The sequence below is a fragment of the Serratia rhizosphaerae genome (assembly GCF_009817885.1).
GTDB classification, from domain to species: domain Bacteria; phylum Pseudomonadota; class Gammaproteobacteria; order Enterobacterales; family Enterobacteriaceae; genus Serratia_B; species Serratia_B rhizosphaerae.
Map to the genome: position 1 here is coordinate 1,244,633 of NZ_CP041764.1, position 12,264 is coordinate 1,256,896.

The 12,264-nt window shown below is 60.9% G+C and carries 10 protein-coding genes; 7 read left to right on the plus strand and 3 right to left on the minus strand.

The features are described 5' to 3' along the window. The first annotated feature begins 326 nt into the window (after positions 1 to 326). The 7 genes from hutU to FO014_RS06000 all read left to right on the plus strand — a co-directional run bounded on the left by hutU (position 327) and on the right by FO014_RS06000 (position 9,395). Positions 327 to 2,018 (plus strand): urocanate hydratase, encoded by a 1,692-nt coding sequence (gene hutU, locus FO014_RS05970; RefSeq protein ID WP_160028299.1) that lies wholly within the window; start codon positions 327 to 329, stop codon positions 2,016 to 2,018. Further along, positions 2,015 to 3,550: a histidine ammonia-lyase gene (hutH, locus tag FO014_RS05975; protein WP_160028301.1), complete on the plus strand. Its 1,536-nt coding sequence runs from the start codon at positions 2,015 to 2,017 to the stop codon at positions 3,548 to 3,550. The genes hutU and hutH overlap by 4 nt, the downstream gene beginning before the upstream one ends. Positions 3,551 to 3,651: 101 nt before the next feature. Continuing rightward, a complete protein-coding gene (locus tag FO014_RS05980; RefSeq protein WP_160028303.1) occupies positions 3,652 to 5,046 on the plus strand; it encodes an amino acid permease in 1,395 nt (464 codons plus the stop codon). Positions 5,047 to 5,109: 63 nt separating this feature from the next. Next, positions 5,110 to 6,090 carry an ABC transporter substrate-binding protein gene (locus tag FO014_RS05985; RefSeq protein ID WP_061324952.1) on the plus strand — a complete coding sequence of 327 codons (981 nt, stop codon included), beginning with the start codon at positions 5,110 to 5,112 and terminating at the stop codon, positions 6,088 to 6,090. Positions 6,091 to 6,149: 59 nt separating this feature from the next. Continuing rightward, complete coding sequence (locus tag FO014_RS05990; protein ID WP_054305148.1) at positions 6,150 to 6,998, plus strand: ABC transporter permease; 849 nt, start codon at positions 6,150 to 6,152, stop codon at positions 6,996 to 6,998. Next, positions 6,998 to 7,861, plus strand: coding sequence for a quaternary amine ABC transporter ATP-binding protein (locus tag FO014_RS05995; RefSeq protein ID WP_238404507.1), 864 nt, complete (start codon positions 6,998 to 7,000; stop codon positions 7,859 to 7,861). Before FO014_RS05990 ends, FO014_RS05995 begins: the two co-directional genes overlap by 1 nt. Positions 7,862 to 7,871: 10 nt before the next feature. Further along, positions 7,872 to 9,395 carry an HAL/PAL/TAL family ammonia-lyase gene (locus tag FO014_RS06000; protein ID WP_160028305.1) on the plus strand — a complete coding sequence of 508 codons (1,524 nt, stop codon included), beginning with the start codon at positions 7,872 to 7,874 and terminating at the stop codon, positions 9,393 to 9,395. Between the two features lie 56 nt (positions 9,396 to 9,451). Here FO014_RS06000 and FO014_RS06005 read toward each other — a convergent pair whose 3' ends face one another. From FO014_RS06005 to FO014_RS06015, 3 genes are read right to left on the minus strand one after another with little or no spacing between them, the layout of a single operon-like run. Next, a complete protein-coding gene (locus FO014_RS06005; RefSeq protein WP_160028307.1) occupies positions 9,452 to 10,639 on the minus strand; it encodes a methionine gamma-lyase in 1,188 nt (395 codons plus the stop codon). A 28-nt stretch (positions 10,640 to 10,667) separates the two neighbouring features. Further along, positions 10,668 to 11,048, minus strand: coding sequence for a hypothetical protein (locus FO014_RS06010; protein ID WP_160028309.1), 381 nt, complete (start codon positions 11,046 to 11,048; stop codon positions 10,668 to 10,670). 11 nt (positions 11,049 to 11,059) lie between these two features. Then, positions 11,060 to 12,250, minus strand: a complete 1,191-nt coding sequence (locus FO014_RS06015) for an NAD(P)/FAD-dependent oxidoreductase (protein WP_160028311.1) — start codon at positions 12,248 to 12,250, stop codon at positions 11,060 to 11,062. Positions 12,251 to 12,264 lie beyond the last annotated feature (14 nt).

Consider the following 12,264-nt stretch of genomic DNA (forward strand, 5'->3'; position numbering starts at 1 on the left):
CGCCGACATGTAATTCTTATGTAAATTAATTGTGATTTAACGCTCAAAAATGACGCATTTTTTATCCGTTTTTGCCTGTCAGCTCACTATTCCTCGCCTCGTTTTCTTCCCTGTGCCGAGCCAATAAAACAGTAACCACATGATTAAAAACAAAAATAACTTTTACTTATGCCATTTTAGCGGTTAATTGATTCCCTATTGCATATGCTTGTACATACAAGTATATGTTAATAAAACCTGACGCCCGATTCAGACATGATGGGCAGGCAACGACGCCATCAATTCACACCGATTGAATTGCTACACTTCAAGTTGAGGAAAGAGCTGTGACTGCAAATAACAAAGTTCGCAATGTCGATGTACGCGCGCCTCGCGGCACACAATTAAACGCAAAAAGCTGGCTGACCGAAGCGCCGCTGCGCATGCTGATGAACAACCTCGATCCGGAAGTCGCAGAAAACCCGCATGAGCTGGTGGTTTACGGCGGCATCGGCCGCGCCGCCCGCGACTGGGACTGCTACGACAAAATCGTCGAAACGCTGAAAACGCTGGAAGAAGACGAAACGCTGCTGGTGCAGTCCGGTAAGCCGGTCGGCGTGTTCAAAACCCACAGTAATGCGCCGCGCGTGCTGATTGCCAACTCCAACCTGGTGCCGCACTGGGCCACCTGGGAACACTTTAACGAACTGGACGCCAAAGGGCTGGCAATGTACGGCCAGATGACCGCCGGCAGCTGGATTTATATCGGCAGCCAGGGCATCGTGCAGGGCACCTACGAAACCTTCGTCGAAGCCGGCCGCCAGCACTACGACGGCAACCTGCAGGGCCGCTGGGTGTTGACCGCCGGCCTGGGCGGCATGGGCGGCGCGCAGCCGCTGGCGGCCACGCTGGCCGGCGCATGCTCGCTGAATATCGAATGCCAGCAGAGCCGCATCGATTTCCGCCTGAAGACCCGCTACGTCGACGAACAGGCCAGCGATCTGGATGACGCGCTGGCGCGCATCAAGCGCTATACCGTCGAGGGCAAGGCGATCTCCGTCGCGCTGTGCGCCAACGCCGCCGATGTTCTGCCGGAACTGGTCAAACGCGGCGTACGCCCGGATATGGTCACCGACCAGACCAGCGCCCACGATCCGCTCAACGGTTACCTGCCGCAGGGCTGGAGCTGGGAAGAGTATCGTGAACGCGCCCAGCGCGAGCCGGCGGTGGTGGTGAAGGCCGCCAAGAACTCGATGGCGGAACACGTCAAGGCAATGCTGGCGTTCCAGCAGATGGGCATCCCGACCTTTGACTACGGCAACAACATCCGTCAGATGGCCAAAGAGATGGGCGTCGACAACGCCTTCGACTTCCCGGGCTTTGTGCCGGCCTACATTCGTCCGCTGTTCTGCCGCGGCATCGGGCCGTTCCGCTGGGCCGCGCTGTCCGGCGATCCGCAGGATATCTACAAGACCGACGCGATGGTCAAGGAGCTGATCCCCGACGACGAACACCTGCACCGCTGGCTGGATATGGCGCGTGAGCGCATCAGCTTCCAGGGCCTGCCGGCGCGCATCTGCTGGGTCGGCCTGGGCCAGCGCGCCAAGCTGGGCCTGGCGTTTAACGAAATGGTGCGCCGCGGCGAACTGTCAGCGCCGATCGTCATCGGCCGCGATCACCTGGACTCCGGTTCGGTCGCCAGCCCGAACCGTGAAACCGAAGCGATGCAGGACGGTTCCGACGCCGTGTCCGACTGGCCGCTGCTCAACGCCCTGCTGAACACCGCCAGCGGCGCCACCTGGGTTTCCCTGCACCACGGCGGCGGCGTCGGCATGGGCTTCTCACAACACTCCGGCATGGTGATCGTCTGCGACGGCAGCGACGAAGCCGCCGAACGTATTGCCCGTGTTCTGCACAACGATCCGGCGACCGGCGTGATGCGCCATGCCGATGCGGGTTACGATATTGCCATCGACTGCGCCCGCGAGCAGGGTCTGAACCTGCCAATGGTTGCCGCCACTCAGGGGAAAAAAGCATGAAAACTCTCACTATCCGCCCTGGCAAACTGACGCTCGCCGAACTGCGCGACGTGTATCACCATCCGGTCAAATTAACCCTGGATGACAACGCTTACGCCGCCATCGAACAGAGCGTCGCCTGCGTTGAACGCATCGTCGAGGAGAACCGCACCACCTACGGCATCAACACCGGCTTTGGCCTGCTGGCCTCGACCCGCATCGCCCGGGACGATCTGGAAAATCTGCAGCGCTCCATCGTGCTGTCCCACGCCGCCGGCGTCGGCGCACCGACCGACGACAGCCTGGTGCGCCTGATTATGGTGCTGAAAATCAACAGCCTGTCGCGCGGTTTCTCCGGCATCCGCCTGGAGGTGCTGCAGGCGCTGATGGCGCTGGTTAACGCCGAGGTCTATCCGCATATCCCGCTGAAAGGCTCGGTAGGCGCCTCCGGCGATTTGGCGCCGCTGGCGCACATGAGCCTGCTGCTGCTGGGGGAAGGCAAAGCGCGCTATCAGGGCGAGTGGCTGTCTGCCGGCGACGCGCTGGCGAAAGCCGGTCTGAAGCCGCTGCAGCTGGCGGCCAAAGAGGGGCTGGCCCTGCTGAACGGCACCCAGGTGTCCACCGCTTTCGCACTGCGCGGCCTGTTTGAGGCGGAAGATCTCTACGCCGCCGCCACGGTCTGCGGCAGCCTGAGCGTAGAGGCGGCGCTGGGTTCGCGCAGCCCGTTCGATCCGCGCATTCACGAGGTTCGCGGCCAGCGCGGCCAGATCGACGCGGCGGCGGCCTATCGCCACCTGCTGGGCGAACGCAGCGAAGTGTCCGACTCGCACCGCAACTGTGAAAAAGTGCAGGATCCCTACTCGCTACGCTGTCAGCCGCAGGTGATGGGCGCCTGCCTGACGCAAATTCGTCAGGCCAGCGAGATTCTGGCTGTCGAAGCCAACGCGGTGTCCGATAACCCGTTGGTGTTCGCCGAACAGGGCGACGTGCTGTCCGGCGGCAACTTCCACGCCGAACCGGTGGCGATGGCCGCGGATAATCTGGCGCTGGCGTTCGCCGAAATCGGCTCGCTGTCCGAACGCCGCATCTCACTGCTGATGGATAAGCATATGTCGCAGTTGCCGCCGTTCCTGGTGAAAAATGGCGGCGTTAACTCCGGCTTTATGATCGCGCAGGTGACCGCCGCGGCGCTGGCCAGTGAGAACAAAGCGCTGGCGCACCCGGCCAGCGTCGACAGTATCCCAACCTCCGCCAACCAGGAAGACCACGTCTCCATGGCGCCGGCCGCCGGGCGTCGCCTGTGGGAAATGGCCGACAACGTGCGCGGCATTCTGGCGGTCGAATGGTTGGCCGCCTGCCAGGGTCTGGATCTGCGCGAAGGGCTGCACACCAGCGAAGGGCTGGAGCAGGCGCGCCGTCTGCTGCGCGAGCAGGTCAGCCATTACGATCAGGATCGTTTCTTCGCCCCTGATATTGAAGCGGCCAGCCAGCTGTTGGCGGCCCGTCACCTGACAGCGCTGCTGCCTGCGGCGCTGCTGCCAAGTCTGGCATAACCACATACTGACCACGCAGTTTGTTCTGCCCCGCCGGGTACGTTTCACCCGGCGCGGGCAGCATGTACCTGTTTCGCAAAACAACAACAACGGGAAGCAACATGCGTAGCGACACAACACAACTCAGACGCGGACTTAACGCGCGGCATATTCGGTTTATGGCATTGGGTTCGGCGATCGGCACCGGCCTGTTTTACGGCTCCGCCGGCGCCATCCAGCTAGCCGGCCCGGCGGTCCTGCTGGCCTATCTGGTGGGCGGCGCGGCGGTGTTTATGGTGATGCGCGCGCTGGGAGAGATGGCGGTGCATCAGCCGGTTTCCGGCTCGTTCGGCCATTACGCCAGCCGTTACCTCGGCCCGCTGGCCGGTTTTCTCACCGGCTGGACCTATACCTTTGAAATGGTGATCGTCGCGCTGGCCGACGTCACCGCCTTCGGCATCTATATGGGGCTGTGGTTCCCGGACGTCGCCCAGTGGGTCTGGGTGCTGAGTATCATCCTCTTTATCGGCGCACTGAATATGTGCAGCGTAAAAGTATTCGGCGAAATGGAATTCTGGCTGTCGCTGATCAAAGTGGCGGCGATCGTCGCCATGATTATCGGCGGCGCGGCGGTGATGATGTTTGGCTTCGGCCAGGCCCAGCAGGCCACCGGCCTCAGCAATTTATGGCAGCACGGCGGCTTTATGCCTAACGGCTTCGGCGGCGTGGTGGCCTCGCTGGCGGTGGTGATGTTCGCCTTCGGCGGGATTGAAATTATCGGCATCACCGCCAGCGAAGCAAAGGATCCCGCCAAGGTGCTGCCAAAGGCGATTAACGCCGTCCCGCTGCGCATCCTGCTGTTTTACGTGCTGACGCTGATGGTGCTGATGGCGATCTATCCGTGGAACAGCATCGGCCAGAACGGCAGCCCGTTTGTCGAGATCTTCAGCAGCCTGGGCATTGAATCGGCCGCCAACCTGCTGAACGTGGTGGTGATCACCGCCGCTATTTCCGCCATCAACAGCGATATCTTCGGCGCCGGACGGATGATGTACGGCATGGCGCAGGAAGGCCAGGCGCCGAGGAGCTTCACCAAACTGACCGGCAACGGCGTTCCCTGGATGACGGTGCTGGTGATGGCGATCGCCCTGCTGGTCGGCGTGGTGCTCAACTACCTGATCCCGAAACAGATCTTTATGATCATCGCCTCCATCGCCACCTTCGCTACCGTGTGGGTGTGGCTGATGATCCTGCTGTCGCAGATTGTGATGCGCCGCACCATCAGCAAAGAGGAAGCCGCCGCGCTGAGCTTCCCGGTGCCGTGGTGGCCGGTCGCGCCGGCGCTGGCGACGGCGTTTATGGTGTTTGTCATCGGCCTGCTCGGTTACTTTGAGGAGAGCCGCATCGCGCTGTATGTCGGACTGGCCTGGGTGGCACTGCTCACGCTGGCCTACTGGCTGTGGGTGCGCAAAAAAGGCGGGGGTTCACCCGTCGCGACCCTCTCCCAGAATATGTAGTCATCAGGCCCGCCGTTCCCGGGCCTTTATTCGTTACCCTCTACACAACGGGGAAATACTGCTATGCAAACAACAACATCGGGGTTGGTGAAAACACTGCGGCTGCCGCTTATCACACTTGGACTGGCACTGGCCAGCGGCGGCGCCAACGCCGCCGGCTGGTGCGAAACCGGTAAACCGGTCAAGTTCGCCGGTCTGAACTGGGAAAGCGGCATGCTCCTGACCGATATCATGCAATACGTACTACAAAAGGGTTACGACTGTAAAACCGACACCCTGCCGGGCAACTCGATCACGATGGAACAGGCGGTCAGCACGGATGATATTCAGGTGTTTGCCGAAGAGTGGATTGGCCGCAGCGAGGTCTGGAAAAAGGCCGAAGCGGCCGGCAAGGTGGTCAGCGTCGGCGCCCCCATCGTCGGCGCTGAAGAAGGCTGGTACGTTCCGCGCTATGTGATCGCGGGCGATGCCAAGCGCGGTATCAAACCGGCGGCGCCGAACCTGAAAAGTATTGCGGATTTGACCCAATACGCCTCACTGTTCCGCGATCAGGAGGAACCCGATAAAGGTCGTTTCTATAACTGCCCCGCCGGCTGGACCTGCGAATTGGACAACACCGCCATCCTGAAAAAATTCAAGCTGGACGACAAGTTCACCAATTTCCGCCCCGGCACCGGCCCGGCGCTGGATACGGCGATTTTATCCGGCTACCGCCGCGGCGAACCCATTCTGTTCTACTACTGGTCGCCAACGCCGATGATGGGCCAGCTCGATCTGGTCAAACTGGAGGAGCCAGGCGCGGATAAGCAAATTCATATCAAAGTCGGCCTGTCTCAGGTCTTCAATCAGCAAGCGCCGGAACTGGTTACGGTGTTGAGCAAGGTAAACCTGCCGCTGGATCTGTTGAATCAGAATCTGGCGCTGATGAAACAAAAGCGCATCAGCTCAGAAAAACTGGCGCAGGCGTTCTTCAAACAGCATCCGGAAATTTGGCAAAAGTGGGTAAGCGACGACGCCGCGAAGAAAATTCAGGCGTCCTTGTAACACAGTCAAACCGATAACCATCGGGGCCATCCGGCCCCGCGCTCAGACAGGGGCTAACCATGTTTCCAGAACGCTTTACCTTCTCGATTGCCGATTGGATCAACGGCTGGGTTGAAACCCTGGTCAACAATTACGGCGATACCTTCCGCGCTATTTCCGACAACCTGCTGTGGGTCGTCATCCAATTGGAGAGCCTGCTACGCATGACGCCCTGGTGGCTGATGCTGGCGATCGTCGGCTTGCTGAGCTGGCATGCCACGCGCCGCTGGCTGCCGACGGCGGTAATGGTCGGCCTGACTCTGCTGGTCGGCGCCGCCGGACTGTGGGATAAATTAATGCTGACGCTGGCGCTGGTGTTGGTCGCCACGCTGCTTGCCGTCATGATCGGCATTCCGCTGGGTATTCTGGCCGCCCGCAGCAACCGCGTGCGGGCCGTGATGATGCCTTTGATGGACGTGATGCAAACCATGCCCAGCTTTGTCTACCTGATCCCGGTGCTGATGCTGTTCGGGCTGGGTAAAGTCCCCGCGATTCTCGCCACGGTGATCTACGCCACGCCGCCGCTGATCCGCCTGACGGATTTAGGCATTCGTCAGGTCGATGCCGAAGTGATGGAGTCCGCCACCGCGTTCGGCGCCAACCGCTGGCAAAAACTCTTCGGCGTACAGCTGCCGCTGGCGATGCCAAGCATTATGGCCGGCATCAATCAGACCACGATGATGTCGCTGTCGATGGTGGTGGTGGCCTCCATGATCGGCGCCCGCGGGCTAGGGGAAGACGTGCTGGTCGGCATTCAGACGTTAAACGTCGGCATGGGGCTGGAGGCCGGGTTGGCCATAGTGATTCTCGCGGTGGTGATTGACCGTATAACTCAGGCCTATGGCCGCTCAGCCGTGGTTGCGGGGTAATGATGATGAACAAAATCGATATCAAAAACGTCTACAAGATCTTCGGCCATAAGACCGCAGCGGCGCTGGCGCTGAGCCGGCAGGGGAAAACCAAGCAGGAAGTGCAGGCGGAAACCGGCTGCGTGATCGGCGTGCACGATCTTTCCCTGTCGATCAAAGCCGGCGAGATATTCGTCATCATGGGGCTGTCCGGTTCTGGAAAATCCACCCTGGTGCGCCATATCAACCGGCTGATCGAACCCACCAGCGGAGAAATCCTGATCGACGGTGAAGACATTCTGCGTTACGACGAAAAACAGCTCGAGCATTTTCGTCGTCATCAAATCAGCATGGTCTTTCAGAGTTTCGGCCTGCTGCCGCATAAAACGGTGCTGGAAAACGTCAGCTATGGCCTGAAAATCCGCGGCGGCAAAAAAGAGGCCTATCAGGATCGCGCCCGCCACTGGATTGATACCGTCGGGTTAGCGGGATACGAGAAATCCTATCCGCATCAGCTGTCCGGCGGTATGCGTCAGCGCGTCGGTCTGGCGCGCGCCTTGGCGACCGATACCGATATTATCCTGCTGGATGAGGCCTTCAGCGCGCTCGACCCGCTGATTCGCGCCGAAATGCAGGATCAGCTGCTGGCCCTGCAAAAAGATCTGCACAAGACGCTGGTCTTTATCACCCACGATCTGGACGAGGCGGTGCGCATCGGCAACCGCATCGCCATCCTGAAAGACGGCCGCCTGATCCAGGTCGGCACGCCGCAGGAAATCCTGAGTAAGCCGGCGGACGAATACGTCAATCGCTTCGTCCAGCGCCGGCTGGCCCTGGATGAAAATATGCACAAACCCCGTCCGCATATCATGGTCAGCGCCTGAGGATACCGCCATGCATGATATTTCCGTTGTGGAGATCGGCAGCCAGCCCGTGCGCTGGCAGGATGTCTTCGCCGTCGCCCGCGATGGCGCACGGCTGGCCCTCACCGAGAACGCCTGGCGGCGGATCGAAAACGCTCAGGCCATCGTGACGCATATCGTCGCCGGTGAACAGCGCGCCTACGGCGTCAACACCGGGCTTGGTGCCTTATGCAATCAGGCGCTGCACGGCGAACAGCTGGCGCAACTGTCGCGCAACACGCTGATGAGCCATGCCTGCGGCGTCGGCGAACCGCTCAGCGTGCCGCAGACGCGGGCGATTATCTGCTGCGCCATCGTCAACTACAGCCACGGCAAGTCGGGGATTCAACGTCACGTCGTGGAGACGCTGCTGGCGTTGCTTAACCGGGGCATTACGCCGCAGGTGCCTTCACAAGGCTCCGTCGGCTACCTGACGCATATGGCGCATGTCGGCGTAAGCTTACTGGGCATGGGACAGGTCAGCTACCGCGGGCAGCTCGTCTCCGCCGCCCAGGCATTCGCCGCCGAAGGGCTCGAGCAGCCGTCGCTCGGCGCCAAAGACGGACTGTGTCTGGTGAACGGCACGCCATGTATGACCGGTCTTGCCTGCCTGGCGCTCGCCGATGCCTGGCGGCTGGCGCGCTGGGCCGACGTGCTGGGCGCCATGAGCTTCGAGGCGCTGCGCGGGCAGATCGCCGCCTTCGACGCCGAGATCCTGGCACTCAAGCCTCACCCCGGTATGCAACAGGTCGGCGGTAACCTGCGCGCATTGCTGGCGAACAGTGAGCTGATTGCCGCCAGCGAAGGCATCCGCACGCAAGACGCACTAAGCCTGCGCGCCATACCGCAGGTCCACGGCGCCTGCCGCGATCAGTTGGCGCACGCCACGCAACAGATTGAATGCGAACTGAACGGCGCTACCGATAACCCGCTGCTGCTCGGCTCGCCGGAATGCTACCGCGTCGTATCGCAGGCCAACCCCCACGGCGAGTCCGTGGCGATGGCCGCCGATCTGCTGGCCATCGCCATCGCCGAACTGGGCGGTATTGCGGAACGGCGCATCGACAGGCTGGTCAATCCGCTGGTCAGCGGCCTGCCGGCATTCTTAGTCAGCGAACCCGGCGTCAATTCCGGCATGATGATCGCGCAATACGTCGCCGCTTCACTCTGTGCGCAGAACCGCCAGCTGGCCCAGCCCTGCAGCGTGGATAATTACGTCACCTCAGCACTGCAGGAGGATCACCTCAGCCTTGGCACTAGCGCCGCGTTACGCGTGCATCAGATGCTGGCGAACTGCCAGCAGGTTCTGGCCATTGAATACCTGCTGGCAGCCCAGGCGTTCGAATTCCTAACCCCTTGCCGCTTCGGCGACGGGACGGGGCGCGCCTGGCGCTATCTGCGGCAAAACATCGCCCCGTATCACCAGGACCGCTGGCTCGCGCCGGATATCGCCCTCAGCGCGGCGTTAATTGCTGATGAACGCGCGCTGGCCGAGATTGCTCCCACCTTAACCTGACGCACAAGGCCCACCGGTTACCGCGTGGGCCTGTTACTTTCACCTGCCGGCCCGCCTTATTGCGCCAGCGCCTGCTCGATATCCGCCAGCAGATCGTCGGCGTCTTCCAGCCCGGCGGAAAGCCGGATCAATCCGTCGCTGATATGGTGACGGTGGCGCTCCTCTTCGCTATAGGCCGAATGCGTCATACTGGCCGGATGCTCCGCCAATGATTCACAATCTCCCAGGCTGACCGCCCGCAGAATCAGCTGCAGCGCATTGAGGAAATGGATGCCCGCCGCCATGCCGCCCTTCAGCTCAAAGGCGATCATGCCGCCCGGGCGCGCCATCTGCCGCTGCGCCAGTTGGTACTGCCGGAAGACGGGCAGCCCCGGATAATAAACCCGCTCGACCGCCGGATGCCGCGCCAGCATTTCTGCAATGCGCTGCGCGGTGTCGCAGTGGCGTTCCATCCGCAGCGGCAGGGTTTTCAGCCCGCGCAGCAGCAGCGCCGCATCCTGCGCCGACAGCACCGCGCCGTTCATATCCTTCAGGCCGATCAGGCGGATATCCTGCGCCAGCTCGGCGCGGGTCACCACCACCCCGGCCAGTAAATCGCCGTGCCCGCCAAGGTACTTGGTCGCCGAGTGCAGGACGATATCCGCCCCCAGCGCCAGCGGCTGCTGCAGATAAGGCGTACAGTAGGTGTTATCCACCAGCAGCAGCGCCGCATGCCGGTGGGTAATCGCCGCTACCGCCGCAATGTCCACCAACCGCATATTGGGGTTGGCCGGCGTTTCACAATACACCAGCCGGGTGCGTGGCCCGATCGCCGCCGCCAGCGCCTCCGGCTGCGTCATATCGACGTGGGTCACCTTAACGCCGAAACGCTCCAGCCCATGATGGAAGTAGCTGAAGGTGCAGCCGTACAGCGTTTCATCCACAATCAGCTCATCGCCCGGCCCGAGCAGCGTCCAGCAGCAGGCCGTCACCGCCCCCATGCCGGATGAAAACGCCACCGCCGCTTCACCGCCCTCCAGATTGGCGATACGCTGCTCCAGCAGGTTAAGCGTCGGATTGGCGATGCGCGAGTAGAAATAGCCGGGTTCGGTGCCGGCAAAACAGGCGCCGCCGTATTCCGCCGACGGGAAAGTAAAGGTGGAGCTCATAAACACCGGCGGGCACAGTGCGCCATGATACTGCTGCGGGTCATAGCCATGATGGATGGCCCGCGTGGCGAAAGCCTGCTTGCTTGCTGACGACATAGTGACTCCTCGACGTGGATGGTGACGATTATTCCGGTGTGACATCCGCCGGTAGGCTCGCGGCGCGCATGCGTCCGCCGATAATATTCAGAGTGCGCAATACCAACATCAGCCCGAGCAGCGTTTCCGGCTGACGCAACAGCGCATACAGCCCGCGCAAGGTCGCCGGCTGCTCATTCTGCTGCAGTTCGCTATAGGCCATTTTCAGCGCCGTCCCCCCTTCCCAGCCGGCGCTGGTCAGGTCTTCAAACACTGCAGCCAGCTTCTCGACCAGCGCGCTATCCGCCATGTCGATCAAATCCGAGGTAAGCGAGAGCGCGTCGACCACGTTATTCAGCAGGCCGCTCGCCAGCAGCGGGGACAGTTTTTCCATCAGCGCCGCCAGCGCCTCAGTCTGCGTGTTTTCCATGCTCCACTCCGTTATATCAGGCCGCGCACCGCAGCCCAGTACAGACCGCGGTTCACGCCGTTGCGTAACATACCGCCCAGTTTGGTGGCCGGGGTTGGCACGACGTCATGACGATAGTCATACACCAGCGGCATACCGCTGCTCAGGCCGAACTGCGCCACCGCCTGCACCTTGCCGTCGTAATGGCGCACCGGATGGCCCAGCTGCATCTCCGCCACGATATTGTCGGCGATCACCGGCGCCTGATTGTGACAGGAGCCGCCCGCCTTGCTGATCGGCAGGTCGACCGTATCGCCGATCACATACACCCCCTGCTGGTCGTAAACCTGCAGCGTCTGCGGGTCGGTCGGCAGCCATCCTTCGCCGTTATCGATATCGCTCAGGCCGGTATTGCGCACCATTTCCACCGCGCGAATCGGCGGTGTCGCCATCAGGATGTCGAACGGTTGTTCATCGCCCTCGGCGGAATAGGCGATGCGCCGCCCGGCATCCACCTGATTCAGGGTAAAGCCGCGCTGGTGCTTAATGCCGCGCGCGGCAAAAATTTCCGGCAGCGCTTCGCCGGTAGGACGCTGTAAAAACAGACAGTTACGCAGCAGCTGGGAAATGGTCGGGTAGGTATAAATTATCTCTATCTGATTACGTACGCCGCGCTGGCGCAGGTACTCATCCAGCATCAGAGTGGTTTCAATCGGCGCGATGCCGCACTGATGCGGAACGTTGGGCGTCTGCGGGAAAGAGACGGTGATAAAGATGCGCCCTTTTTCAATCGTCGCCAGCTTACCCGCCAGCCGGCGTGCCGCCTGATACTGATAAAAGTGGTCGCCGGCTTCGGCCAGCCCGGGAATTTTTTCCGTCCAGGGCAGGCATCCGGTGGCAAAGACCAGAAAGTCATAGTCATAATTATTGCCGCTGGCGGTAAATAAGCGACGCTGCTGAAAATCAACGCCCTCCGCTTTATCGACAATAAATTTAATTTCCGGACGTAACAGACTTTGCTGCGCACGCATTAATTCATGTTTAAAAAATGCGTTAAACGCGACATACATAAAGGCCGGTTTGAAATAATGCGCCGCCGTTTGAGAAATCATTAATAACTCAACTTTATTATTAATAATTTCACGATGTAGTTTGCGCGCCAGAATGTTGGCCAGCATGGTGCCGCCGGTGCCGCCACCGACAATCACGATTCTTTTCCGCATGATATCTCCATTCA

What these genes read in the sequence shown, in the direction of transcription:
- hutH (WP_160028301.1), top strand. Translation starts at nt 2,015, where the DNA reads ATGAAAACTCTCACTATCCGCCCTGGCAAACTGACGCTCGCCGAACTG.
- FO014_RS05980 (WP_160028303.1), top strand. Translation starts at nt 3,652, where the DNA reads ATGCGTAGCGACACAACACAACTCAGACGCGGACTTAACGCGCGGCAT.
- FO014_RS05985 (WP_061324952.1), top strand. Translation starts at nt 5,110, where the DNA reads ATGCAAACAACAACATCGGGGTTGGTGAAAACACTGCGGCTGCCGCTT.
- FO014_RS05990 (WP_054305148.1), top strand. Translation starts at nt 6,150, where the DNA reads ATGTTTCCAGAACGCTTTACCTTCTCGATTGCCGATTGGATCAACGGC.
- FO014_RS05995 (WP_238404507.1), top strand. Translation starts at nt 6,998, where the DNA reads ATGATGATGAACAAAATCGATATCAAAAACGTCTACAAGATCTTCGGC.
- FO014_RS06000 (WP_160028305.1), top strand. Translation starts at nt 7,872, where the DNA reads ATGCATGATATTTCCGTTGTGGAGATCGGCAGCCAGCCCGTGCGCTGG.
- FO014_RS06005 (WP_160028307.1), bottom strand. Translation starts at nt 10,639, where the DNA reads ATGTCGTCAGCAAGCAAGCAGGCTTTCGCCACGCGGGCCATCCATCAT.
- FO014_RS06010 (WP_160028309.1), bottom strand. Translation starts at nt 11,048, where the DNA reads ATGGAAAACACGCAGACTGAGGCGCTGGCGGCGCTGATGGAAAAACTG.
- FO014_RS06015 (WP_160028311.1), bottom strand. Translation starts at nt 12,250, where the DNA reads ATGCGGAAAAGAATCGTGATTGTCGGTGGCGGCACCGGCGGCACCATG.